At 72.1% G+C, this 24,208-nt stretch carries 18 protein-coding genes and 2 pseudogenes; 10 read left to right on the forward strand and 10 right to left on the reverse strand.

Annotated features, from left to right (window positions below):
• Nucleotides 1–10: 10 nt before the first annotated feature.
• The 4 genes and pseudogenes from AV521_RS03600 to AV521_RS03620 all read right to left on the reverse strand — a co-directional run bounded on the left by AV521_RS03600 (nt 11) and on the right by AV521_RS03620 (nt 5,231).
• Nucleotides 11–1,366 (reverse strand): uracil-xanthine permease family protein, encoded by a 1,356-nt coding sequence (locus tag AV521_RS03600; RefSeq protein ID WP_076083074.1) that lies wholly within the window; start codon nt 1,364–1,366, stop codon nt 11–13.
• 243 nt (nt 1,367–1,609) lie between these two features.
• Nucleotides 1,610–2,410, reverse strand: a complete 801-nt coding sequence (locus AV521_RS03605; protein ID WP_076083077.1) for an SAM-dependent methyltransferase — start codon at nt 2,408–2,410, stop codon at nt 1,610–1,612.
• Nucleotides 2,411–2,566: 156 nt separating this feature from the next.
• Nucleotides 2,567–3,567 (reverse strand): annotated as a pseudogene (locus AV521_RS46370) (fumarylacetoacetate hydrolase family protein).
• Nucleotides 3,568–4,121: 554 nt separating this feature from the next.
• Nucleotides 4,122–5,231 (reverse strand): 4Fe-4S binding protein, encoded by a 1,110-nt coding sequence (locus tag AV521_RS03620; protein WP_076083079.1) that lies wholly within the window; start codon nt 5,229–5,231, stop codon nt 4,122–4,124.
• A gap of 150 nt (nt 5,232–5,381) precedes the next feature.
• Here AV521_RS03620 and AV521_RS03625 point away from each other — a divergent pair, with 150 nt between their 5' ends.
• From AV521_RS03625 to AV521_RS03640, 4 genes are all read left to right on the forward strand, one after another.
• Nucleotides 5,382–6,086: an SDR family oxidoreductase gene (locus AV521_RS03625; RefSeq protein WP_076083553.1), complete on the forward strand. Its 705-nt coding sequence runs from the start codon at nt 5,382–5,384 to the stop codon at nt 6,084–6,086.
• 118 nt (nt 6,087–6,204) lie between these two features.
• On the forward strand, nt 6,205–7,191 hold the full coding sequence (locus tag AV521_RS03630) for an aldo/keto reductase (RefSeq protein WP_076083082.1): 987 nt from the start codon (nt 6,205–6,207) through the stop codon (nt 7,189–7,191).
• A gap of 208 nt (nt 7,192–7,399) precedes the next feature.
• Entirely contained in the window at nt 7,400–8,374 is a 975-nt protein-coding gene (locus tag AV521_RS03635) for a threo-3-hydroxy-L-aspartate ammonia-lyase (protein ID WP_076083085.1), read from the forward strand.
• A gap of 186 nt (nt 8,375–8,560) precedes the next feature.
• On the forward strand, nt 8,561–10,165 hold the full coding sequence (locus AV521_RS03640) for an ABC-F family ATP-binding cassette domain-containing protein (protein WP_179022802.1): 1,605 nt from the start codon (nt 8,561–8,563) through the stop codon (nt 10,163–10,165).
• A 22-nt stretch (nt 10,166–10,187) separates the two neighbouring features.
• On the opposite strand, the gene AV521_RS03645 is transcribed toward AV521_RS03640, so the two are convergent.
• Complete coding sequence (locus tag AV521_RS03645) at nt 10,188–10,973, reverse strand: SDR family NAD(P)-dependent oxidoreductase (RefSeq protein WP_076083087.1); 786 nt, start codon at nt 10,971–10,973, stop codon at nt 10,188–10,190.
• Between the two features lie 160 nt (nt 10,974–11,133).
• Here AV521_RS03645 and AV521_RS03650 point away from each other — a divergent pair, with 160 nt between their 5' ends.
• Nucleotides 11,134–11,802, forward strand: a complete 669-nt coding sequence (locus tag AV521_RS03650; protein ID WP_076083090.1) for a TetR/AcrR family transcriptional regulator — start codon at nt 11,134–11,136, stop codon at nt 11,800–11,802.
• Nucleotides 11,803–11,917: 115 nt separating this feature from the next.
• The gene (locus AV521_RS03655; RefSeq protein WP_076083093.1) at nt 11,918–13,369 is read left to right on the forward strand and encodes a WGR domain-containing protein; all 1,452 of its coding nucleotides are present in this window, start codon (nt 11,918–11,920) and stop codon (nt 13,367–13,369) included.
• A gap of 167 nt (nt 13,370–13,536) precedes the next feature.
• Here AV521_RS03655 and AV521_RS03660 read toward each other — a convergent pair whose 3' ends face one another.
• Both AV521_RS03660 and AV521_RS03665 read right to left on the reverse strand, forming a co-directional pair.
• Entirely contained in the window at nt 13,537–15,120 is a 1,584-nt protein-coding gene (locus AV521_RS03660; RefSeq protein ID WP_076083096.1) for a glycerol-3-phosphate dehydrogenase/oxidase, read from the reverse strand.
• Nucleotides 15,117–15,716, reverse strand: a complete 600-nt coding sequence (locus tag AV521_RS03665; RefSeq protein WP_076083099.1) for a TetR/AcrR family transcriptional regulator — start codon at nt 15,714–15,716, stop codon at nt 15,117–15,119. The genes AV521_RS03660 and AV521_RS03665 overlap by 4 nt, the downstream gene beginning before the upstream one ends.
• A gap of 127 nt (nt 15,717–15,843) precedes the next feature.
• Here AV521_RS03665 and AV521_RS03670 point away from each other — a divergent pair, with 127 nt between their 5' ends.
• The 3 genes from AV521_RS03670 to AV521_RS03680 all read left to right on the forward strand — a co-directional run bounded on the left by AV521_RS03670 (nt 15,844) and on the right by AV521_RS03680 (nt 18,935).
• A complete protein-coding gene (locus AV521_RS03670) occupies nt 15,844–17,436 on the forward strand; it encodes an FAD-binding oxidoreductase (protein WP_076083103.1) in 1,593 nt (530 codons plus the stop codon).
• Nucleotides 17,437–17,528: 92 nt separating this feature from the next.
• On the forward strand, nt 17,529–18,410 hold the full coding sequence (locus tag AV521_RS03675; RefSeq protein ID WP_076083106.1) for a YegS/Rv2252/BmrU family lipid kinase: 882 nt from the start codon (nt 17,529–17,531) through the stop codon (nt 18,408–18,410).
• Nucleotides 18,411–18,557: 147 nt separating this feature from the next.
• A complete protein-coding gene (locus AV521_RS03680) occupies nt 18,558–18,935 on the forward strand; it encodes an NUDIX hydrolase (RefSeq protein ID WP_076083108.1) in 378 nt (125 codons plus the stop codon).
• Nucleotides 18,936–18,951: 16 nt separating this feature from the next.
• Here AV521_RS03680 and AV521_RS03685 read toward each other — a convergent pair whose 3' ends face one another.
• Nucleotides 18,952–19,323, reverse strand: a complete 372-nt coding sequence (locus AV521_RS03685) for a thioesterase family protein (protein WP_076083111.1) — start codon at nt 19,321–19,323, stop codon at nt 18,952–18,954.
• Nucleotides 19,324–19,360: 37 nt separating this feature from the next.
• Complete coding sequence (locus tag AV521_RS03690) at nt 19,361–20,617, reverse strand: molybdopterin molybdotransferase MoeA (protein WP_076083557.1); 1,257 nt, start codon at nt 20,615–20,617, stop codon at nt 19,361–19,363.
• A gap of 231 nt (nt 20,618–20,848) precedes the next feature.
• Here AV521_RS03690 and AV521_RS03695 point away from each other — a divergent pair, with 231 nt between their 5' ends.
• A complete protein-coding gene (locus tag AV521_RS03695) occupies nt 20,849–23,152 on the forward strand; it encodes an FdhF/YdeP family oxidoreductase (protein ID WP_076083114.1) in 2,304 nt (767 codons plus the stop codon).
• Nucleotides 23,153–23,258: 106 nt separating this feature from the next.
• Here the strand turns inward: AV521_RS03695 and AV521_RS03700 are convergent.
• A pseudogene (locus AV521_RS03700) lies at nt 23,259–24,146 on the reverse strand (LysR family transcriptional regulator); the annotation flags it as partial.
• Nucleotides 24,147–24,208 lie beyond the last annotated feature (62 nt).

Consider the following 24,208-nt stretch of genomic DNA (forward strand, 5'->3'; position numbering starts at 1 on the left):
AGGGGGGAGGTCAGACACGGGCGGCCGAACCCGGTGCCTCGGCCGGTACCGTGGCGGCTGTGCCCGCGGGGCGCCGCCCCAGGTGGTGGAAGACGACGTTGAGCCCGGCGGCGACGAAGGCGCCCACGGCCACCCCGCTCTCCAGCAGGATCCGCGGGCCGGACGGGAAGCCGGCGTACACACCGGGGACCAGGATCGGCAGCAGCCCCAGGGCGAGGGCGACCGCGCAGGTCACCGTGGCCGTGTGGTCCTCCAGCCGGGCCCGGCCGAGCATCTGCACGCCGAGCACGGTGATCACCGCGAACACGACCATCGCGGCACCTCCGACCACGGCCGACGGCATCACGCTGATCACCCGCGCGACCGGGGTGAGAAAGCCGAGGACGACGAGGACGACGCCCGCGGCGGCCGTCACATACCGGCTGCGCACGCCGGTGACCCGGACGATGCCGATGTTCTCGCCGCTGGTCACCATCAGCGGCAGCCCGAAGCAGCCGCCGAGCAGAGAGGTCAGGGCGTCCCCGCGCACCGTGCGGGGCACGTCGGTGGGGACGTCGATGTCCTTGGCGACCGCCTCCGCGTTGATGACGGTCTGCCCGGTCGCCTCGGCCATGGACGCGAGGCTGTACAGCATCAGCGGCAGCGCGGCGAGCAGGTCGAAGACGGGTGCGCCGAACGGCAACGGCCTTGGCATACCGATGAGTTGACCCGAGAGCGCCGACCCCAGGTGGACCCGGCCGAGCGCGAGGGCGAGGGCCGTGCCGGCCACGAGACCGAGCAGTACGGCGAGCTGCCTCAGGACTCCGCGCAGCAGCCGGGTGAAGACGACGATCAGGGCGATGGTGGCGAAGGCCAGCCCCAGCCGGGCCGGATCGGCGAAGCCCGGCGTGCCGGGCTGCCCGGTGACCAGCAGCGCGCCGACCTTCACCAGGTTGACCCCGACGATCACGATCATCGTGCCGATGACCAGCGGCGGAAAGAACCTGAGCAGCCGTGCGAACAGCGGCAGCACCAGGAAGGTGAACGCGGCGGTGAGCAGCACCGCGCCGGTCGCCGTGCGCAGCCCGTGCCGCTGCGCGATCGACAGGAACAGGACGAGCGGCGCACCGCCCGGCAGCATCACGAACGGCAGCCGCGGCCCGAACTTCCAGGGGCCCAGGGACTGCACGAGCGAGCCGATCCCGGACAGCAGCAGGGCTGCCGAGAGCAGATCGACGGTGAGGCCGGGGCTGAGGCGCAGGGTGGCGCTCATGAGGAAGATCGCGGAGATCGGGGTCGCCGCCATGACGAGGACGTGCTGCACGCCGAAGAGCAGGATCCGCCCCAGCGGGCGGGACTCGTCGACAGGATGTACGGGACTGGACACGCGCGGGCTCCGTTCGGCTCGCTCGGCTCAGGCCTCGACGATCCGGCCGTGGACGGCGGCCAAACCGATTCGGCCAAATCGATTTGGCCGACAGTATGGAGGCGTCGGCCGGGGGTCGGTCAAGGGGGCGGCGGGCAAACGAAGCACCGCGCCCCGCACGACCCGGCCCGGAGGCGGGGTCGTGCGGGGCGCGACGGCGGTGGTGGCGCGGTGCGTCGGGACGCCTGTGCCGGAGACCCGGATTCAGGCGTCCTTGCGGGCCACGCCGCCGTAGAAGCCGATCTCGGCGGAGCCGGGCGCGGGAGTGCTGTCCGGGCGCCAGAACGGAACCTGGGTCAGGCCGGGCTCGACCAGGTCGAACCCGTCGAAGAACCGCTCGACCCGGTCGCGGGAGCGCAGGTTCATGGTGGCGGTCGCACCCTTGTAGACGGCCTCGGCCTCGCTGCGGTCGTCTGCGAAGTCGCCCGTGGCGTGCGAGAGCACCAGAAAGCTGCCGGCCGGGAGCGCGTCGCGCAGGGTGGCCACGATCCGCTCGGGTTCGTCCGCGTCGCGGATGAAGTGGAGGATGGCGACGAGGAACAGCGCGACCGGCCGGCCGAAATCGATGATTCCGCGGACCTCGGGATGATCGATGATGGACTGCGGATCGCGCAGGTCGGCGAGGACGATGCTGGTCGTGCCCGCCCGGCTGAGCAGCGCGTCGGCGTGCGCCTTCACGATCGGATCGTTGTCGACATAGGCGACGCGCACGTCCGCGGCCAGCTCCTGGGCCACCTCGTGCACGTTCGGTGAGGTGGGCAGTCCGGTGCCGATGTCGAGGATCTGGCGGACGCCGCTGTCGATGACGTGTCGCACCGCACGGTGCAGGAAGGCGCGGTTGGCCCGCACGGAGATCCACACCTCGGGCGCCACCGCGGCCAGCTGATCGCCCGCCTGCTGGTCCACCTCGTAGTTGTCCTTGCCACCCAGGAGGTAGTCGTAGATCCGCGCGGGATGCGGCTTGCTGGTGTCGATCCGCACGGCCTGGCCGCCGTCCTGAGTCACGCTGGGCTCCTCTCCCCGGCCGTCACGGCCTGGTTCCGCACACGGTTGGCCAAAGCTTCGCATATCAACTTCCTCGTCGGTGCCTCCAGTTCCGCCGGCGGTGTGGATCAGACGTGCTGATGGCCTTCCGGAGCCAGTCGTGCGTCGAAGCCGAGGTCACGACCGCGGACGGCCACCCGGTGATCCGCTTCCTGCGGCGCGGCGCCTCGCGGGTGGCACCGGCACCGGATCGGGGCCCGCCACCACGGTGTTGGAGACGCGGCCGATCCCCTCCACCGTGAGGGTCACCGTGTCTCCGGGCCCCAGCGGTGGCGGGTCCTGCCGGCCGCGCGGGCCCCACAGTTCCGCCAGACAGCCGCCGTTGCCGCAGGTTCCCGAGCCCAGGACGTCACCGGGACGCACCCAGGTGCCGCGCGCGGCGTACGCGGTCATCTCCTCGAAGGTCCAGCTCATGTGCGACAGCGGATCCCGGCCCACTACCTCCCCGTTGACCTCGGCGGTCAGCGCGAGATACAGGACGCCGTCCCGGTCGCGGTACGGCTCCAGTTCGTCGGCCGTGACCAGAAGCGGGCCGAGGGTGGTGGCGGTGTCCTTGCCCTTGCACGGGCCGAGGCCCACCCTCATCTCGGTGGACTGCAGATCGCGGGCGGACCAGTCGTTGAGGACCGTGCAGCCGACGATGTGGTCGCGGGCCTGTGCCGGGGGATGGCCGGCATGTCCCGGCGGAAGACGGTGGCCCGGTCGGTGAGGTCGTTGGCGATCGTGTAATGGGCGATGTGATCGAGGGCCTGCTCGACATCGACCCGGTAGGCGGGCCTGCCGATGACGGCCGCCAACTCCAGTTCCCAGTCCGGCCTTTCGGCCCAGTGGGGGAGGGTGACGTCGTCGTACGGGCCGGTGATGCTGCCGGGCAGCCCGATGTACACGTACGGCAGGTCCTGGGCGGCCCGCCGGTCCATGATCTCCGCGATCTCGGCGCGGACCTCCTCGACGGTCCGCGGATCGTCGGGGGAGCGGTGGGCCGACTCCAGATCGAACACATGCTGCCGGTAGTTGGCGCCGGACTGGAAGACCTGTCGCGGCTCCACCGGTGCGTGCACGCGCAGCCCGTCCAGCGGCCGCCAGCCTGGGCCGTCGTCCGCCGCGAGGGCGTGCAGGTCGGCGAGCGACTCCTCCCACCGCTCCAGCACGGCACGCGTCCCGCTCGGTGCCCACTCCAGTGCGGCCCGCAGATCGAGAACCCGCTCCCCGGCGACGAGACCGGGAAAGGGCACACCGTCCGGTTGCGGTCCACTCTGGCGGCGATCGGCCAATCACGGAAAGAGATCCTTGGTGCGCAGCATCCATGACGTGGATGCTCCCTGGAGCGCAGGTGGTGCCCGGTGAACCCGTCCCGACCGGACCTGCCGTCGTCCTGCCCCCGTCCCTCGTGGCCGTACCGGTGCAGGAGGCCATGCGCTGAGGCTCGTCACCCGGCCGGCCCGGCTCCGCTGGCCTGTCCGCCGCAGACGTTGGAGGGTCTGAACGAGATCGGTGAGTCGAAAACTTCGTCGGGCCGGTCGCCCAGTCGACCCCCCGTGTCCGTGACGAGGCGAGGAGGGCCGACGCACCGGGGGCGGGGAACGGTTGAATCCATGCGCTCGGTTCGTTCCCCGCCCCCCTCCCGTCGTGTACGCGTCATCGAGACCGTCCGCCGTCGTGGCCCCGGTGCTCAGTGCGTGCCGGGTGTGTCCGGATTCCGTCGGGCGGGAGAGCGCCAGCCGCCGGAGACCTCCTTCGTCGGCTTGTGCGGGAAGCGGCGTTCGGCGTACCGCTGTGCCTCCGAGCCGGGCAGGACGTAGAGGGTCTCGCTCTTGTCCTGGAGGGGGCGGAGAACCGTGTCCAGGTAGGCCCTGCGGTCGTCGAGGTAGGGGCCGAGCACGTCCTCGCCGGCGGGACACACGGCGAGGCAGTAACCGGACTTGTAGCTGGGCTTGAAGGCGAGGCTCTGCCACATCGACGCGTTCTCCGGATCGGTGACCCGGGCGCGGAAGTCGGCGGCGTCCTCGCTGTCGGCCACGGTCTGCACCCAGTCGGTGAACCCGCTCATGAACTCGCGGTAGTTGTGGGTCGTACAGGCCAGGGCGTCGAAGGAGCCGTCCTTGCCGATGGCGCCCACCGGGCACGCGGCGACACACAACTTGCAGTCCACGCAGGGGCTGTAGTCCAGCTCCCGCCCGCACGCGCTGACCGGTGCGTCCACGAGCACCGTGGCGAGCAGCACGAAGTTGCCGAACCGCGGGTGGATGACATTGCGGTGCAGGCCCATCACGCCCAGCCCGGCGGCCACGGCGACCGTCTTGTGGGCCACCACCCAGATGCGGCCCGGAAAGCGCTCCATCTCCTGGGGAAAGCCCGCCGACGGGTTCAGTGCGTGATAGCCGGCGTTCTCCAGCGCCCTGGCCACGGTACGGGCGGCGGCGTTGACCTGTTCGTCGGTCTGGTGGAACTCCTGGTTGGCCACGCTGCGCGCGGGCGAGCGCGTGTTGTCGCGGTTCATGCGGACCATCAGCGAGACCAGCGAGCGCGTTCCGGGCAGCGCGGCCAGGACGTGCTCGCGCTCCCCGGCGAGGTCGGGATGGTCCAGGCTCACCGCCGCCGCGTCGTCCGCGCCTGCCTCCAGACACAGCGCGCGCAGCCAGTCCGCGTCGATCACCGGTGGCGGCGCGAGGCGGCCGCCGGCCGCTCGCGCGGCCAGTACGGCCCGCACGGAGGGGTGGCCGGAGAGTTTGGCGGGCAGCTTCCGGCCCCCCGCCTCCGCGGCGGCTTCCTGCTCGCTCATCCTGCCCCTTCAGCTAAGTTTGAATTTCCAACCCACTATGACGCCGGTCGGGCGTCCGGACAAGGGGCGGCTCGACCGCTGCGCTTGAAGTTTGAAACCGATCGGTTTACGTTGAGTGGAAACCGATCGGTTTCCTCGTGGGAGATGGACATGACTTCGATCAAGGACTCTGTCGTTCTGGTCACCGGCGGCAGCCGTGGCCTGGGTAAGGCGCTGGTGGAGGAGCTGTACACGCGCGGCGCCGCCAAGGTGTACGCCACGGCCCGCGACCCGCGCACCGTGACCCACCCCGACGCCGTGCGGCTCGCTCTCGAGGTCACCGACCCCGCGTCGGTCGAGGCCGCGGCGGCGCAGGCCAAGGATGTGACGATTCTGGTCAACAACGCCGGGGTCTCCCTCGGTGCGACTTCCTTCCTCAACGCCCCCGTCGACGACGTACGCCGGGAATTCGAGACCAACTTCTACGGACCGCTGCTGGCCACCCGCGCCTTCGTCCCGGTCATCGAGCGCAACGGCGGCGGACACCTGCTCAACGTCCACTCCGTGCTCTCGTGGCTCGGCGTCGCCGGCTCCTACAGCGCCACCAAGGCCGCGCTGTGGTCCCAGACCAACTCCCTGCGGCTCGAACTGCGTCCACGCGGTATCGCGGTCACCGGACTGCACGTCGGCTACATCGACACCGACATGGCCGCGAACGTCGACGCCCCCAAGTCCACCCCGCAGGACGTCGCCGCGCTGGCACTGGACGGCGTCGAGTCCGGTGCGTACGAGGTACTGGCGGACGACCTCACCCGGAGCGTCAAGGCGGGGCTCTCCGCAGATCTGGCATCGCTGTACCCCCAGTTGACCGAGTAGCCCACCCTCGCCCTCGGCCCCGTACGATCATGATCAGGTTGACGAGAAGTCCCGCCCGGTCCGCGGCCCCGGGCCGCGGTACGCCGGGCGGGACCGTACGGACGAGGGGAACCGAACCATGGAGTACGTCAAGCTCGGCTCAAGTGGCCTGGAGGTCTCCCGGCTGGCGCTGGGCTGTATGAGTTACGGCGTTCCCGACCGGGGGCCGCACCCGTGGACCCTGGACGAGGACGCCGCCCGCCCGCTCCTTCGTGCGGCTGTCGAGGCGGGGGTGACGTTCTTCGACACCGCCAACAGCTACTCCGCCGGCACCAGCGAGGAGATCGTCGGCAGGGCGCTCGGGGAGCTGACGAGGCGCGAGGACGTCGTGATCGCCACCAAGGTGTTCTTCGCCGTGGAGGACGGCGCGGCACGCAGCGAGCGCCCCAACCGGTCCGGGCTGTCCCGCAAGGCGATCATGACCGAGATCGACCACAGCCTGCGCCGTCTCGGCACGGACTACGTCGACCTCTACCAGATCCACCGCTTCGACCCGCACACCCCGGTCGAGGAGACGATGGAGGCGCTGCATGACGTGGTCAGGGCGGGCAAGGCCCGTTACATCGGGGCGAGTTCGATGTACGCCTGGCAGTTCGCCAAGCTGCAGCACACCGCCGAGCTGCACGGCTGGACGAAGTTCGTCAGCATGCAGAACCACTACAACCTCCTCTACCGCGAGGAGGAACGCGAGATGCTGCCGCTCTGTGCCGACCAGGGCATCGGCGTGATCCCGTGGAGCCCGCTCGCCCGTGGGCGGCTCACCCGTGACTGGGACGCCGCCAGCGTCCGCAGTGAGACGGACGCCTACGGCCGCACCCTGTACCAGCCGAACGACAAGCAGATCGTCGACGCCGTCGCCGCGATCGCCGAACGCCGTGGGGTCCCGCGGGCCCAGGTGGCCCTGGCCTGGGTCGCCTCCCGGCCGGGCGTCACCGCCCCCATCGTCGGTGCCACCAAGCCCCACCACCTCCCGGACGCGCTCGCCGCGCTCGGCCTCCGGCTCACCGACGACGAGGTCCGGGAACTCGAGGAGCCGTACACGCCGAGGGGGATCAGCGGCCACTGAGGCCGGCCGCACGCCACGCCGTCATCGGACGGCACCCAACGGCACCCGTCTGAACGCCCGTCTGAACGCCCGTCCGGCCGTCCTCTGGACAGACGGGCGTTCCGGTTTCTAGAGTTCCTGTCCAGGGCTGGACAATAAGTCCAATCGCCACAGCCCGACCGGAACAGAATGGGACGAAGGAAGCGAAGGAAGGGACGAGGAGACCGCCATGGCCGCCGTATCGCCATCGCCCGTAACGTTCGACGACGTCCGTGCGGCCGCCGCACGCCTCGAAGGCGTCGCCCACCGCACCCCCGTCCTCACCTCGCGCACCCTGAACGCCCTCGTCGGCGCCGAGGTGTTCATCAAGTGCGAGAACTTCCAGCGCGCCGGCGCCTTCAAGTTCCGCGGCGCCTACAACGCGGCCGCCCAGCTCTCCCCGGAGCAGCTCGCCAAGGGCATCGCCGCCTACTCCTCCGGCAACCACGCCCAGGCCACCGCCCTCGCCGCCCGCGAACTCGGCACCACCGCCGTCATCCTGATGCCCGAGGACGCGCCGACCCTCAAGCGAGAGGCCACCGCCGGATACGGCGCCGAGATCGTCACCTACGACCGCTACACCGAGGACCGCACCGCGCTCGGTACGGCCCTGGCCGAGGACCGAGGCATGGTCCTCATCCCGCCCTACGACCACCCTCATGTCATGGCCGGACAGGGCACCGCCACACTCGAACTCCTCGAAGAGACGGGCCCGTTGGGTGCCCTGCTGGTGCCTGTCGGAGGCGGCGGCCTGATCGCCGGCAGTGCCACCACCGCCAAGGCCCTGCACCCCGGGATCCGGGTCATCGGCGTGGAGCCGGAAGAAGGGGACGACACCAAGCGCTCGCTGGAGACCGGCGCCCGCGTCACCCTGCCCGTGCCCCGCACCATCGCCGACGGGCAGGCCGTGCCCACACCCGGCGAGATCACCTTCGAGATCAACCGGCGCCTGGTCGACGCGATCGCCCTGGTCGGCGACGCGGAGATTGTCACCGCCATGAGGTTCGCCTTCGAACGTCTGAAGATCGTCCTCGAACCCAGCGGGGCCACCGGCCTGGCCGCACTCCTGGCCGGTCACATCGACAACCTCCCGCCGCGCATCGGCATCATCGCCTCCGGAGGCAACATCGACGCGCGGCGGTTCAGCGAACTCGTCGGCGGCTGACGGGTGTTGTCGGCGGCCCCGTCCGCGGCGCCGGTTGCGTGGATCCGAAGGTGCGCGAAAAAAACCATAGGCGCCGCTCACAGCACGTCGGTTACCGTGACCGCATGTCTACGCCCCGAATTTCCTAGCTGAGGACCCGCTTCCACGCCAGAAGTGTGTCCTCTTGCTGTTTCGGAGCGTTACCCCATGATCATCGCTCGTGATGTCGAGCTGCGCGCCGGTGCGCGCCTCCTCCTGTCCGGCACCTCCTTCACCGTCTCCCCCGGCGACCGGATCGGCCTCGTGGGCCGCAACGGCGCAGGTAAGACCACCCTGATGACCGCGCTCGCCGGTCACTCCCGGCCCAGCGCCGGCACGATCACGCACACCGGGTCGGTCGACTTCCTCGCCCAGGACTCCCGCGCCGCCGACCCCGCCCTGACGGTCACCGACCGGATCCTGTCCGCCCGCGGCCTCGATGCCGCGCTCCGCGATCTGCGCCGGGCCGAGGCGGCGATGGCCGACGCAGTCCGCCCTTCGGCCCTGGAGCGGGCGATGCTCGCCCATGCCCGCGCCGACGCCGTCTTCCAGGCGGGCGGAGGCTACGCGGCCGAGGCCGAGGCCGCCCGGACGGCGGCCGGCGTCGGCCTGCCCGAACGGGTCATGGGCGAGCCGGTCGGCGCCTTGTCCGGCGGGCAGAAGCGCCGCGTGGAACTCGCCCGCATCCTGTTCGGCGGAACCGGCGGCACGCTGCTGCTGGACGAGCCCACCAACCACCTCGACGCGGACGCGCTCGTCTGGCTGCGCGGCTTCCTCCAAGGCCACCAGGGCGGACTGGTGGTCGTCAGCCACGACACCGCTCTGCTCGCCGACGTCGTCAACCGCGTCTTCCACCTGGACGCCGGCCGCGCCGCGATCGACGTCCACAACACCGGCTGGACCACGTACACGACCCGACGCGCGTCCCAGGAACGCCGCCGCGCCCGGGAGCGGGCCGGCGCCGAACGCAAGGCCGCCGCGCTGCACGCACAGGCGGACCGTATGAAGGCCCGCTCCGCCACCGCCACCATGGCCAGGAGCATGGCCCGCCGCGCCGACCGGATGCTGGCCGGGCTGGAACCGGCCGGGCGCGCGGACAAGACCGCGCGGATCCGGCTGCCCGAGCCCGCGCCGTGCGGGCGGACGCCGCTCGGCGCGATCGGCCTGGCCAAGTCGTACGGCGGCCACCGGGTCCTGGACGGGGTGGACCTGGCGGTGGACCGGGGCAGCCGCATGGTCGTGCTCGGGCTCAACGGCGCCGGCAAGACCACTCTGCTGCGCGTCCTCGCCGGCGTCGAACGGCCGGACACCGGGCGCGTGGTGCACGGGCACGGGCTGCGCCTCGGCTACCTCGCCCAGGAGCACGACACGCTCGACACCGGCCGTACGGTCCTGGAGAACCTGCGGGCCGCGGCGCCGCACCTGGAGAGCGGTGAGGCGCGGCGGGTGCTGGGCGCGTTCCTCTTCGGCGGCGACGACGCCGACAAGCCCGCGGGTGTCCTGTCCGGCGGCGAGCGGACCCGGCTGGCGCTCGCCTGCCTGGTCCACTCCGGGGCGAACGTCCTGCTGCTGGACGAGCCGACCAACAACCTCGACCCGGCCTCCCGCGACGAGGTCCTGGCCGCGGTCGGTTCGTACCCCGGCGCGATCGTGATGGTCACCCACGACGAGGGCGCCCTCGACGCCCTCCGCCCGGACCGCGTCCTGCTCCTGCCGGACGCGGCCGAGGACCTGTGGAGCGAGGACTACCGCGACCTGGTGACCCTCGCATAGCTCTCGACCGGCGACTTCGGGCTCAGAAGTGGGTGCCGCCGTCGATGCGGATCTCCGTGCCGGTGACGAACTTCCCGTCCGCCGAGGCGAGCATGGCGACGACCGACGCCACCGTCCCGGGGCCGGCGAAGCCCTGCCCGAGCGCCGGGGAGAGCTTGGCGAACAGTGTCATGTCGGCGTCTTCGGGCAAGCCCGGTCCGGTGCTCTGCCCGCTGGCGCCGCTGCCGTCGGTCATCCCGGAGGAGATGGAGCCGGGCTGGACGGCGGTGAAGCGGATGCCGCGCTTCGCGTACTCGGCGGCGAGGGCGTGCGTCATCGACTGGATGGCGCCCTTGCTCGCCGCGTACGCCGCCATGTACGGGTGCGCGAACTGGGCAGACGTGGAGCTGAAGTTGACGACCGCCGTGTCACGGCCCGCCAGCAGGGCCGGTATGGACTCGCGGATGACCAGGAAGGTGCCGACGAGGTTGACCTGCAGGATGCGGGTGAAGTCCGCGAGGCTCGTCTCGTGGGTGTGCGAGGAGCGCAGGATCCCGGCGGCGTTGACCAGCACGTCCAGACCGCCGAGCGCGGCGACGGCGGCGGCGACCCCTTCGCGTACGGAGGTCTCGTCGGCGACGTCGACGACGACCGTGGTGAGCCGGTCGGCATGCGCCCCGGCCTTCGCCACGGTGTCCTTCAGACCGCGCTCGCTCACGTCCGCGGCCACGACGGTGCCGCCCTCGTCGAGGAGGCGCAGCACGGTGGCCTGGCCGATGCCCGAGCCGCCTCCGGTGATCAGTGCGCGGCGGCCTTCGTAGCGGTTCATCTCTTCTCCTGCCCGCCCTGCCGCCGTGCGGCGGGGCCTTCACGACGCCGGATCTCCTGCCTGCCGACGTCCTCACACGCTTCACGTTACGCCTAGGTGGCACAATGTGTCATCGGGTCAATATGTGTCACTCGCGGTCCTCGGGCCGTAGGCTTCTGGGGTGAGCACCAAGTCCGGGGTGAGCGCCAGGCCGCCCTCCTCCTTGACCGAGCGCCGCAAGGCCGCCACCCAGCTCGAGATCGCGCATGCTGCGGCCGAGCTGTTCGCCACGCAGGGTCCGCACGCCACCACGGCCGAGGAGATCGCCCGGCACGCGGGCGTGGCGCTGCGCACCTTCTACCGCTACTTCCGCTCCAAGCAGGACGCGGTGAGCCCGCTGCTCGCCGACGGAGCCGACCGATGGCGAGCCCTGCTGGAGGCGGCGGAGCCGGGCACCGACCTGTCCCTGGCGCTGGAGACCGCCGTGGAGCAGTCTCTGGCGGCGCCGGACGAGGAGGCCGCCGGGGCGCTGCTGCGGACCCGTGGGCTGCTGCGGGCGGCGGCCGACGATCCCGCCCTGCGCGCGGTCTGGTACCGCGTCAACCAGGAGTCCGAGGAACGGCTCGTGCCGGTGATGGCCCGCCTCGCGGACGGGAGCCTCCGGGCGATGCAGGTGCGCCTGGTCGCGGCGGCGGCCACGGACGCGATCCGGATCGCACTGGAGACCTGGGCCGACACCGAAGCCGGCGTCACGGGCGAAGCCGCACCGGCCGCCCTGGTGATCGACTGCCTGCGCCAACTGGTCGGCGGAATGAGCGCGTTGCGGCCGAGCGGCGAGGGCGGGAGTTAGCGCCGGCCTGGCCGTGGCAGCCGGGCACGGCCCGTTGTCAGTGGTCGCCCTTACGGTTTGATCAGTGAGGGCCCGCCGGAACGGCCGCGGGTCCGCCCTGGGGGAGGGGTCTGCCATGTCCACGGCGTCCACGGTGTCGACGACGTATCTGGAGCTGTCACAGGAGGGCGGCGGCGCCCACAAGTTCTACGAGGTGACCGTCGACGGGCAGGTGGTGACGGTGCGGTACGGCAGGATCGGCGCCGCGGGGCAGGTCCAGACGACGACGTTCCCGACGGCCGAGATGGCCCGGGCCGCAGCCGCGAGGAAGGTGGGGGAGAAGGTCCGCAGGGGATACGCCCCCGCAGTCCAGGGACAGCGCGCTCCACGCCTGGTGACCCGGCGTCAGGTCAGCTCCGCCCCGTCCACCGCGCGCGCCGTGGCGCCCGTGCTGTGGCGGTTCCGCACCGGCTCCGCGGCCTTCGGCATCCACGTCGACGACGAGAACTGCTGGGTGGGCAACCAGGCGGGCGACGTCTACACCCTGGGCCACGACGGCGCCGTCCTCGCCCGCTTCAGCCTGCCGGACGGGGTGAAGTGCCTGGTCGCCGACGACTTCTGGATCTACGCGGGCTGCGACGACGGCAAGGTCTACGACCTCTCCTCCAAGCTGCCGTTCGCCGCGTACGACATCGCGGCCGACGTCGACATCTTCTGGCTCGACATTCACGAGGGCATCCTGAACGTCTCGGACCGCGACGGCCGGCTCACCGTCATCGACCACGAGGACGAACACCAGTGGGCCCGCCGCAGCCAGGGCGAGCACGCCTGGATGGTCCGCGCCGACGAGCGAGCCGTCTACCACGGCCATCACCGGGGCGTCACCGCCTACGCACCCGACGGCGGCCGCGAGTTGTGGCACACGGCCACCAAGGGCAGTGTGCTCTTCGGCTGGCAGGAGGACGACGCCGTCTACGCGGGCACCGGCCGCCACGTGGTCCAGCGGCTGTCGAAGGCGACCGGCGCGATCGAGGCGACGTACGCCTGCGACAGCGCGGTCTACTCGTGCGCGACCTCCCCGGGCGGGCGGTTCGTCTTCGCCGGCGACGCGGCGTCGTCCGTCTACTGCTTCGACCAGGACGGCACCCGCCTGTGGAAGCTCGGCACGGGCGGCGGTTCGGCGCTGTCCATGCAGTACCGCGACGAGCGGCTGTATCTGGTGACCACCGAGGGCTCGCTCGTGTGTGTCGACGCGAGCGAGACGGCCATCACCGCCGCCCAGCAGGGCACGGTGCCGGTGGCGCGGGACGTCAAACTCGCCGCCGCCCTGCCGACTTACGCACCCGCAACCGCCGTGGCCGCGGTCTCCACCGTCGCCCAGGCCCCGGCCGGCACCGTGGTGGTGCAGTGTGTGCAGGAGAGCGGCCGGCTTCGGGTGCACGTGGTGTCCGAGGGCTACGACACCTCCTGGAACGTCCAGTTCCCGCGCGCCATACGAGAGCCGGGCGCGCGCTACGTCGTGGACGCCCTGCACCCCGCGTCCGGCGGCTTCTACCGCGTCCGGGGCGACATCCGCCGCCTGCTGTGACGTGATACGTCGCCGCTGGTACGGCGCCGATCCGCGCTGCGCCGCCCTCCGCGTTCGGGGTGTTGCCGTCCGCCCGCCTGTGCCCCCACCCGTGTTGGCGGTGGCGCCCTCACCCCCACAGCGCCACCGACCGCTGTCCCGCTCCCGCCGATCCGTGGCCAGACACTTCAGGGCCGTACGGCCGACGCCTCCGCAAGGATCTCCCGTGCCACGGCGAGCACCTCCGCGCGGTCCTCCGGTACCAGGCCGATGCGGGTGCGCCGGTCGAGGAGGTCGGACTCGTCCAGGGCGCCCTCGTGCAGGACGGCCCACAGGAGTTCGGCCCGGGTGACCGGGTGGCCCGGCAGGACGGTGTCGGCCAGGGCGGGGTTCTCGGTCGCGAGGGTGTGGACGGCCTCGGCCTCGGTGCCGTACCGGCGGATCAGGCGGCGCGGTGCCGACAGGGAGCGGAGCCGGGTGGGTGCGTCGGCGCCGACCAGCGGCAGTGCGGCGGTGGGGGAGGGCGCGGCGGGAAGGCCCCGGGCGGCGGTCGCGGCGTCCACGGCGTCCTGGGCCATCCGGCGGTAGGTGGTGAGCTTGCCCCCGACGATCGTCGTGATGCCGTCGGGGGACGTCAGCACCGCGTGCCGGCGGGAGATGTCGGAGGTGCGGGCGGGAGCATCGGCGCGGCCGTCGTGACCGGACGTGTCCAGCAGGGGGCGCAGTCCGGCGAAGGCGCCCACGACCTCCTCCCGGGCCACCGGCGCGTCCAGGACCGATCCCAGCACGTCCAGCAGGAAGCCGATGTCGGTCTCGGGCACGTCCGGGACATCGGGGATCCCGCCCTCGACCGGCTCGTCGGTGAGGCCGACGTACACCCGGCCGTCGCCCTGGGGCAGGACCAGGACGAAGCGGTTGGTCTCGCCGGGGATCGGGATGTGCAGGCCGGCCGGCAAGGCGCCGAGCCGCTCGGAGCGCAGCACCAGATGGGTACCGCGGGAGGGCCGGATCCGGATGCCCTCGACGAGGTCGCCCGCCCACACCCCGGCCGCGTTGATCACCGCGCGGGCTCTGATCTCGCCCTCCTCGCCGGTGAGTTCGTCGCGGATCCGGGCGCCGGTGCCGGTCAGCTCCTGCACCCTGACCCGGGTCAGCACCCGTGCACCCTGCGCGGCGGCCGTCCTGGCCAGAGCGGTGACCAGCCGGGCGTCGTCGGTCACCTTGCCGTCCCAGGACAGCAGCCCGCCGCGCAGTCCGGCCAAGCGCACCGAGGGCGCCAGGTGCCGGGCCTCCGTGGCCGACAGCCGACGAGGCGCGGGGAGCACCCGCCGAGGTGTCCGGGCGGCCAGCCGCAGCATGTCCCCGGCCCGGAATCCGGCCCATGCCAGCGAGGCCTGGGCCCTGGACACCAGCGGGGTGAGCGGCAGTACGAACGGCTGGGCGGCCACCAGGTGCGGGGCGGTCCGGGTCATCAGCACCCCGCGTTCGACCGCGCTCTCGTGAGCGACGTCGAACTGCGCGGAGGCCAGATAGCGCAGCCCGCCGTGGATGAGCTTCGAGCTCCAGCGGGAGGTGCCGAAGGCCAGGTCATGGGCGTCCACGGCGACGACGTCCAGCCCGCGGGCCGCCGCGTCCAGCGCGGCTCCGGCCCCGGTGGCGCCGAGTCCGACGACCAGGACGTCGGCGACCCTGCCGTCGGTGGCCTCGGCCAGTTCCCGGCTGCGGCGGGGTGCGCTGAGGGACGAGCCGTTGCGGGCGCCGGTGTGGCTCATGGCGTGAGGGTCCTCTCCAGGAGGGTGCGCAACTCGCCGAGGAAGGCGGCGGAGTCCAGCTCCGGATCGTCCTCGTCGGTCATCGTGCGCAGGGACAGGGTGAAGGACTGCACGGTCAACAGCAGGGCGCGGGCCTGCCGTTCGACATGGCCCGGGCGAACCGATCCGTCGGCGTGGCCCGTGTGCAGCGCGTCGGCGAGAAGTGCCAGCAGCGCCTCCTGGCTCGCTCCGCGCCGGTCCAGCACATACGGCAGCAGCAGTTCCGGATCGACGTCGATGATCTTGCGGAAGAGCGGGTGTGCCCGGAACGCCTCGACCCCCGCCACCAGTCCGTCCACGATCCGGGTGCGCGTGTCCACGGCAGCGGCGGGCTCGGGGATCGAGCGGGTGGCCACGTCGATCCACTCACGGGTCATCAGATCACCCACCAGGGTCCGCAGGTCCGGCCAGCGCCGGTACAGCGTCATCCGGGAGACGCCGGCGCGGCGGGCCACGTCGGCGAGGGTGGTGCGGCGCACTCCGACGGCCAGCACACAGTCGCGTACCGCGTCGAGCACGTGATCGTTGTCCGAACCGTTGTGACGAATAGGCGTCATGTGTCACAGTGTAACGCCCCGGGAGCCGGGCGGGAGCGGACACTGTCGTCCCGGTACGGCCGCCGGGCCGCCGCGCGCAACCGGGCACACCGACCCGGGCACACCGATCTGTGAGGACGACCGTTCAATGGACATGCTGTGGAACGGCTGGGGAGACCCGGCGAAGGCGGCACCGCTGCCCGACTCGGTGACCGGACTGCTGCGCGACCTGCTCGGCGTCAAGCCCCGCACCACCCCCTCCCTAGCCCTGGACGACATCCGCCTGCCCGACACCACGGCCGGCCCCGCCGCGCTCAAGGCGCTCGCCGAGGCCGTCGGCGGCGACGAGCACGTCCGCACCGACAGTGAGACCCGCATCCGCCACACCCGCGGCAAGTCCACCCCCGACCTGCTGCGCATCCGCGCCGGGGACTTCTCGGACGTCCCGCAGGCCGTGGTCCTGCCCGCCACCCATGCCGAGGTCCTTGCCGTCCTGCGCGCCTGCGCCGCGCACGGCCTCGCCGTCGTCCCCTTCGGCGGCGGCACCTCAGTCGTCGGCGGACTCGCCCCCGAGCGCGGTGCGTTCCTCGCCCTGGACCTGCGCCGCATGAACGGCCTGCTGGACCTCGACCCCGTCTCGCGCACCGCGGTCCTCCAGCCCGGTCTGCGCGCCCCCGAGGCCGAAGCCCTTCTCGCCGAACAGGGCTTCACCCTCGGCCACTTCCCGCAGTCCTACGAGTGGGCCACCATCGGCGGTTTCGCCGCCGCCCGCTCCAGCGGCCAGGCGTCCGCCGGGTACGGCCGCTTCGACGAGATGGTTCTCGGCCTGACCCTCGCCACCCCCGAGGGCACCGTCGAGACCGGCCGTGCCCCGCGCTCCGCCGCCGGACCCGACCTGCGCCAGCTGATCCTCGGCTCGGAGGGCGCCTTCGGCGTCATCACCTCCGTCGTCGTACGCATCCGCCCGCTGCCCGAGGTGCGCGTCTACGAGGGCTGGCGGTTCGCCTCGTTCGAGGAAGGCGCCGCGGCCCTGCGCCGACTCGCCCAGGACGGACCCCGGCCGACGGTGCTGCGGCTCTCCGACGAGACCGAGACGCTCATCGGCCTGGCCCAGCCCGACGCCATCGGCGGCGACCTGACCCAGAGCGCGGCCGGCTGCCTCGCCGTCACGGGCTACGAGGGCACGCCCGAGGACACCGCACAGCGCCGGGAACAGGCGGCGGCCGTCCTCACCGCCTGCGGCGGCACCCTCGTCGGAGCGGAGCCGGGCGAACGCTGGGCGCACGGCCGCTTCTCGGCGCCGTATCTGCGCGACACCCTGCTCGACGTCGGTGCCTTCGCCGAGACCCTGGAGACCGCGGCCTTCTGGTCCCGCATCCCCGACCTCTACACAGCCGTGCGCACCGCGCTCACCGACACCCTCACCGAGGCCGGCACCCCGCCCCTGGTGATGTGCCACATCTCGCACGTCTACGAGAACGGCGCCTCGCTGTACTTCACCGTCGTCAGCGCCCAGGGCGAGGACCCGGTGGCCCACTGGACGCCCGCCAAGCACGCCGCCAACGAAGCCGTTCTGGCGGCCGGCGGCACCATCTCCCACCACCATGGAGTCGGCACCGACCACCGGGACTGGTACGTCCGCGAGGCCGGACCGCTCGGCATCGCGGCCCTGCGTGCCGTGAAGCGCAGTCTGGACCCCGAGGGCCTGCTCAACCCCGGCGTCCTGCTCCCCACCGACTGATCCACCACGTACGACACCGACCGACCCACCACGTACGACCGACCCACCAGATCCGGCCGACCCACCGATCCGCCTGCTTCGGAGGCACACCGATGCGACAGTTCACCGCCGTCGTCAATCCCACCGCGGGCGGCTCCACCGGGGCGGCGACACTGCTGCAGCTGGCCCGGCTGCTCCGCGAGGCCGGGGCCGAGCTGGAGACGGAGTACAGCCACAGCCTCGCCCACGCCCAGGACATCGCCCGACGCGCCGGCGAGCGCGGCCGGATCGTCCTGGCCGTCGGCGGCGACGGCATCGCCGGCGGTATCGGCGGGGCGCTGAGCGGCACCGGAACCGTCCTCGGCCTGGTCCCCGCAGGACGCGGCAACGACTTCGCCCGTGCCCTGAAGCTGCCCGCCGACCCCGCCGCACTCGCCGAAATCCTGCTGCACGCCGAGCCACGGCCGGTCGACACCATCGAGGTGGACTCGGCCGTCCACCATCGCACCGTGGTCCTGGGCAGCGTCTACGCCGGAGTGGACGCCGTGGCCAACCGGCACGCCAACCACGCCCGGCTGTTGCGCGGCGCCGCCTCGTACTACGCGGGGGGCCTGCGCGCCGTCACCACCTGGCGCGCGGCCGACTACCGCGTCACCGTCGACGGGGAGGAACATGCCCACCGCGGCTACACGGTCGTCGCCGCCAACTCCCCGTACTACGGCTCCGGCCGGCTCATCGCCCCCGACGCGCGCGTCGACGACGGACTGCTGGACGTGGTGATGATCCGCGAGGCCCCTCGGCGACTCTTCTTCGCCCTCATGAACGAGCTGAAGACGGGTACCCACGTCCACCGCCCCGAGGTGCGCGTCCTGCGTGGCAAGGAACTGCGCATCGAGGCCGAGCGGCCCGTCCCCTACGGCGCCGACGGCGAGGTCGACGCCACCCTCCCGGTCACCGTGCGGGTACGCCCGGGAGACCTGCCGGTGCTGTACTGACCACTCGCGAAGACCGACGGCTGCGCGTCACGGCGCAGGAAATCCTGGCGCAGTGCGAGAAGTGACACGGCGTCGGTGCAGGACCGGCCGGGCCTGGGTAGGGGAGGAGGACCCAGCCGAGCGCGCAGGGGGAGGGGTTGGTCCGTCATGACGCTGGAGCCCGCCGAGGGAGTGGTGCAGGCGGTCGTCGTGTACGACGGACGACTGCTGCTGGTGGACGACGGCGATGGCTGGACGCTGCCGTCGGGCACTCCCCAACCGGCCGAGCCGGCCGAGGCCACCGCGGGCCGCGTCGTCTACGAACTCACCGGCTACCTCGTCGACGGCACCGAGAGCCTCGCCCCGCAGGCCGGTGCAGGGCCGGACGAGGCGCTGGCCGTGGTGTGCCAGCTGCTCAGCGAGTCCCCGTCGGACGGCGCCGGCCTCGCGCGGGAGCAGGTGCGCTGGGCGCCGATCCCCGAGGCCGACGGTGCCGCACTCCCGCCGGCCGTACGCGACTACCTTCGCGGCCACACACCCGCGTGAGACCTGCCGGTGCCGGTCAGCGATCCGCCGCCGGGTCCGGCGTGCGCGCCAGGAACCGCTGCCGGTCGACGATCGCCCGGTCGATCTCGCCCGTCGCGACCAGCCGGCCCGAGCCGTCGACGGCCCGCACCACGAACGTGACCCGCCCGCCGGCGACGGAGGCGGCGGGCTCGGCGCTCACCTCGACCCGGCCGCCGACCGGCGTCGCCCGCACATGCCGGACCCGCACCCCGGTGCCGACGGTGGTCTGGCCGGACTCGGTGAAGCGGGCGGCGGCCCGCACGGTCGCCGCCTCCAGCCATGCGATCAGCCGCGGTGTGGCGAGAACGGGCACGTCACCGCTGCCCACCGCCACCGCGGTATCGGCATCGGTCACCTCATGGCGCATGCCCTCACGCTAGCGCCGGCGGGCGGATCCAGCGGTCTCACCGGTGGGGCAGTGGCACCACGTTCACGGTGGTGCCGGCCGGCACGCCGCCCGGTGGAACCACCGCGAGGCCGTCTGCCAGGGCGAGGCCACGCAGCATCGCCGGACCGTCGAACGGCAGCGGCGTCACCTCCTGCCCTGCCGTGAACACGGGCAGCAGCCGGGTGTCGCGCGGATGTCCGGGCAGCGTGGAGCCGGCCGTCAGCCGGAGGGGCTCAGCGCCGGAGTGCCCGCCGAGGTGGCTCAGCAGCGGCTCGGCGAGGGTGACCATGCCGGCCACCGCGGCCAGCGGGTTCCCGGGCAGCCCGACCAGTCGGCGCGCCCGGCCGTCGGCGGTGGCCGGCAGCTCGGCGAGCAGCATGGGGTGACCGGGACGTACGGCCACGGAGTCGACCAGCAGCCGGGCGCCCACCGCCCGGAGCGTGTCGTGCAGGAAGTCCACCGGCCCGGCGGCGGTGCTCCCAGTGGTGACCACGACATCGGCGGGCGAGCGGCGCACGGCCTCCCGGAGGGAAGGGAGGTCGTCGGCGATCAGGTGCTGGCCGATCAGCTCGGCTCCTCGGGCCCGCAGCCACGGCGGCAGCAGCGGCCCGAGAGCGTCACGGACCCGCCCGCCGCGCGGAACGCCCTGCACGAGCAACTCGTCGCCGAGGACGAACAGTTCGACGCTCGGACGCCGGTGCACCGTCAGCCGGTCGTACCCGGCCGCCGCCGCCAGGCCCAGCACCCGCCCCGTCACGGTGGTGCCGGCGGGCAGCAGCGGTTCGCCGGAGCGGCACTCCTGGCCGCACGGCCGGATGTCCTGACCTTCGGGCACCGGCGTGGGAGAGCGGTCGTACAGCATGCCCCGCTCGCGGTCCGCCGCGCCGTGCTCGCGCCGCAGTACGGCGGTCGCACCCGCCGGCACCGGGGCGCCGGTGGCGATGGGGACGGCCGAGTCCCACCCGAGCGGCCCGGGCTCCTGGCCGGCCAGGACGCCGGTGCCGGCGAGTCGCCAGGGGCCCGGTCCGGCCACGGCCCAGCCGTCCATCGCGGCCGTGGCGAACGACGGCAGGTCGGTGAGTGCCACGAGCGGCTCGGCCAGCGCGTGCCCCAGCGCGTCGGTGAGGGTGCGGGGAACCGCGGGCAGCGGCTGTCCGGCGCAGGACCGGGCGATCGCCCGGGCCCGTTCCCAGGCCCGGGCGGGCCGGAGCGAGCCGGGCTCGGGCTGCGATGCGTGCGATGCCGTGCCGTCGGCCGTCCGGGATGCCGTCATGCCGGTCATCGTTGAACAGCCGTCCGCGGAAGTCAAAGAGGCCCGGTTTGTTTGCCGATAGGCGGCGCTTATCGATGACCCGCGCTTATCACGTCATCGAAAACACCTCTTTGACGTGCTTCAGGAAAGCGGCGGATGCTGCCGTGCGGTGCGCATCGGAGAACGCGGCATCACGCGGGCACGTATTTCCGACGCGCGCCCGCATGACAACAGAAAGAGGCGGACCGGATCATGAGCGGTATCGAGGACCCCGGCGACGATCCGACGGTCACCCCGCCCAAGCGCTGGGCGACCGGTGTGCCGGCGGTGACACACGCACTGGAGTACTCGCTGGGCCGGACGACCGTACGACGTACCGCGCTGACCTTGCTCAACATCAACCAGGTCAAGGGGTTCGACTGCCCGGGATGCGCCTGGCCGGAGCCCGCACCGGGCAAGCGGCACCGCAATGAATACTGCGAGAACGGCGCCAAACACATTAGCGACGAAGCCACCTCGCGGCGTATCACCGCCGAATTCTTCCACCGGTACTCGATCGCCGAACTGGGCGAGAAGTCGGACTACTGGCTCAACCAGCAGGGCCGGCTGACCGAGCCCGTGATCAAGCGGTCCGGCGCCGCGCACTACGAACCGATCGGCTGGGACGAGGCGTTCGACGTGCTCGCCGGGGAACTGTCCGGGCTGGACTCCCCGGACCAGGCCCTCTTCTACACCTCCGGCCGGCTGAACAACGAGGCCGCCTTCCTGCTGCAGCTCTTCGCCCGCGCCTACGGCACCAACAACCTGCCGGACTGCTCCAACCTGTGCCACGAGTCGAGCGGTTCCGCGTTGATGGAGACCCTGGGCATCGGCAAGGGCAGCGTCTCCCTGGACGACATCCACACCGCGGACCTCGTCTTCGTAGTCGGCCAGAACCCGGGCACCAACCATCCGCGGATGCTGACCGCGCTGGAGGAGACCAAGCGCAACGGCGGCAAGGTCATCGCCGTCAACCCGTTGCCGGAGGCCGGGCTCATCCGCTTCAAGCACCCGCAGAAGGCCCGCGGGGTCATCGGCCGGGGCACCCCGATCGCCGACCAGTTCCTGCAGATCCGCCCCGGCGGCGACCTCGCCCTGTTCCAGGCGCTCAACCGGCTGCTGCTGGAGGCCGAGGACGAGCGACCGGGCACCGTACTCGACCACGCCTTCATCAGCGCCCACACCACCAGCTTCGGCGATTTCACCGACCGCGCCCGGAAGATCCCGTGGGAGGAGATCCTCGCCGCGACCGGGCTGACCCGCGAAGAGATCGAAAGCGTCCACGACCGGGTGCTGCGCAGCGGGAAGATCATCGTGTGCTGGGCCATGGGGCTCACCCAGCACAAGCACGGCGTCCCCACCATCCGCGAAGTCGTCAACTTCCTGCTGCTGCGCGGCAACATCGGCAGGCCCGGCGCGGGAGTGTGCCCGGTGCGCGGCCACAGCAACGTCCAGGGCGACCGCACGATGGGCATCTGGGAGCGCATGCCCCAGCGGTTCCTCGACGCCCTCGGCCGCGAGTTCGGGTTCACCCCGCCCGCACACCACGGACTGGACTCCGTCAACGGCATCCGGGCCATGCGCGACGGCACCGCGAAGGTCTTCCTCGGCGTGGCCGGGAACTTCGTACGGGCCACACCGGACAGCCGGGTCACCGAGGACGCGATGCGACGCTGCCGGCTCACCGCGCACATCTCCACCAAGCTCAACCGCTCCCACACGGTCTGCGGCGACACCGCCCTCATCCTGCCCACCCTCGGCCGCAGCGATCGCGACATGCAGGCGTCCGGCGAGCAGTTCATCACCGTCGAGGACTCGATGAGCGAGGTGCACGCCTCCCGCGGACGCCTGGCACCGGCCTCCCAGCACCTGCTCAGCGAGGTCGCGATCATCAGCCGGCCGGCCCGCAGGACCCTCGGCGACACACCGGCCATCCCCTGGGAGGAGTTCGAGGCGGACTACGACACCGTCCGCGACCGCATCGCCCGGGTCGTACCGGGCTTCGAGAACTTCAACGCCCGGGTGGCCGGACCCGGCGGGTTCCGGCTGCCCAACCCGGTGAACCAGCGCGTCTTCCGCACGCCGAGCGGCAAGGCCGTCTTCACCGTCGACGACTTCACGATGCCGCACATCCCCGAGGGCCATCTGCTGCTGCAGACGCTGCGCTCCCACGACCAGTGGAACACCGTGCCGTACGCGATGAACGACCGCTACCGCGGTATCCACAACGCCCGCCGGATCGTGCTCGTCCACCCCGCCGACCTGGCCGCCCTCGGGCTCGCCGACCGTGACCGGGTGGACCTGGTCACGGTGTGGCGCGACGGGCTGGAACGCCGGGCGGAGGACTTCCGCGTCGTCGCCTACCCCACCAGCCGCGGCTCCGCGGCCTCCTACTACCCCGAGACCAACGTCCTGGTACCGCTGGGCAGCGTCGCCGACATCAGCAACACCCCCACGTCAAAAGGCGTGTTGATCCGCTTGGAGCGCACGCGCGCCGACGCCGCACGATCCATCTGAAGCGCCGAGGAACCGACGGACCGCATGGCGATTCCGTGGTCCGTGGCCGAGGAGCCGGCGAGCGACACCGGTCCCCGGAATGCCGCATCCGGCCCGGTGCCGTCGGCTACCGGCCCGGGTCGCCGGGCACGCGTTCCAGTGCCGAGGCGACGTCGGTCGTACGGGCGATGTCCATCAGGGCCCTGGCCATCACCGAATCCGGTTCCCGGGCGGCGATCACCAGACCCACCGGCACCGCCGCGGCGGGCTCGACCAGCGGGACCGCCCGCATGCCGTGCGGGACGCCGAACACGTGGAGCCAGGCATGCGGCACGATGCTCGCCCATTGCCCCGTCCGCACATGCGCGAACAGTGCCGCCACGGAGTCGGTCTCCAGCCGGGGCGAGGGCTGGGTCCCGGCCCGCGCGAACAGCTCGTCCAGCACCCGGCGGCCCTGCATCGTCCCGGTCAGCAGGCACAGCGACAGCCCCGCGGCCTCCGCCCACGTGGCCGTCGTACGCCGGGCCAGACCGTCGGCGGCCGTGAGCAGCAGAACGTACCGCTCCTGATACAGCGGAACCGTGTGGAAGTTCCCCGACAGGTCCTCGCGCAGATAGGTGACCGCGGCGTCGAGCTCGAAGTTCTGCAGCTGCCGCACAATGTCCACCGACTGCATATCCGCTATGACCTCCACCGTGACCAGCGGATGCGCCGCGCAGAACGGTCCGGTCAGCTCGGCCACGGCACCGGACGCCGTCGGCACCGAACCGATCCGCATCCTGCCGCTCAGACCGCTGCGCAGGGCGTCGACCTCGTCCCTGAGGGCATCACGGTCGGCGAGGATCCGCTGCGCCCATACGACGATGCGCTCCCCTTCCGGGGTGAGGCCCTCGTATCTGCGGCCGCGCCGCACCAGCGGCATGTCGAGTTCCTCCTCCAGCTTGCGCAGCGCCTCCGACAGAGCGGGCTGGGAGACATGGCAGGCCTGGGCGGCACGGGCGAAATGCCGCTCCCGTGGTGACTCAGCGTTACCGGTAACGGCGTTGTGTCCTCCATTTGCGGTGCTGTGCCCAGCGG

Origin of the sequence: Streptomyces sp. IMTB 2501 (assembly GCF_001953885.1) — a bacterium.
Lineage (GTDB): Bacteria > Actinomycetota > Actinomycetes > Streptomycetales > Streptomycetaceae > Streptomyces.

Bases quoted from the DNA above. Each gene is read 5' to 3' on its own strand.
- AV521_RS03620 (WP_076083079.1), bottom strand. From the start codon at position 5,231: ATGAGCGAGCAGGAAGCCGCCGCGGAGGCGGGGGGCCGGAAGCTGCCC.
- AV521_RS03625 (WP_076083553.1), top strand. From the start codon at position 5,382: ATGACTTCGATCAAGGACTCTGTCGTTCTGGTCACCGGCGGCAGCCGT.
- AV521_RS03630 (WP_076083082.1), top strand. From the start codon at position 6,205: ATGGAGTACGTCAAGCTCGGCTCAAGTGGCCTGGAGGTCTCCCGGCTG.
- AV521_RS03635 (WP_076083085.1), top strand. From the start codon at position 7,400: ATGGCCGCCGTATCGCCATCGCCCGTAACGTTCGACGACGTCCGTGCG.
- AV521_RS03640 (WP_179022802.1), top strand. From the start codon at position 8,561: ATGATCATCGCTCGTGATGTCGAGCTGCGCGCCGGTGCGCGCCTCCTC.
- AV521_RS03645 (WP_076083087.1), bottom strand. From the start codon at position 10,973: ATGAACCGCTACGAAGGCCGCCGCGCACTGATCACCGGAGGCGGCTCG.
- AV521_RS03655 (WP_076083093.1), top strand. From the start codon at position 11,918: ATGTCCACGGCGTCCACGGTGTCGACGACGTATCTGGAGCTGTCACAG.
- AV521_RS03660 (WP_076083096.1), bottom strand. From the start codon at position 15,120: ATGAGCCACACCGGCGCCCGCAACGGCTCGTCCCTCAGCGCACCCCGC.
- AV521_RS03665 (WP_076083099.1), bottom strand. From the start codon at position 15,716: ATGACGCCTATTCGTCACAACGGTTCGGACAACGATCACGTGCTCGAC.
- AV521_RS03670 (WP_076083103.1), top strand. From the start codon at position 15,844: ATGGACATGCTGTGGAACGGCTGGGGAGACCCGGCGAAGGCGGCACCG.
- AV521_RS03675 (WP_076083106.1), top strand. From the start codon at position 17,529: ATGCGACAGTTCACCGCCGTCGTCAATCCCACCGCGGGCGGCTCCACC.
- AV521_RS03680 (WP_076083108.1), top strand. From the start codon at position 18,558: ATGACGCTGGAGCCCGCCGAGGGAGTGGTGCAGGCGGTCGTCGTGTAC.
- AV521_RS03685 (WP_076083111.1), bottom strand. From the start codon at position 19,323: ATGCGCCATGAGGTGACCGATGCCGATACCGCGGTGGCGGTGGGCAGC.
- AV521_RS03690 (WP_076083557.1), bottom strand. From the start codon at position 20,617: ATGACGGCATCCCGGACGGCCGACGGCACGGCATCGCACGCATCGCAG.
- AV521_RS03695 (WP_076083114.1), top strand. From the start codon at position 20,849: ATGAGCGGTATCGAGGACCCCGGCGACGATCCGACGGTCACCCCGCCC.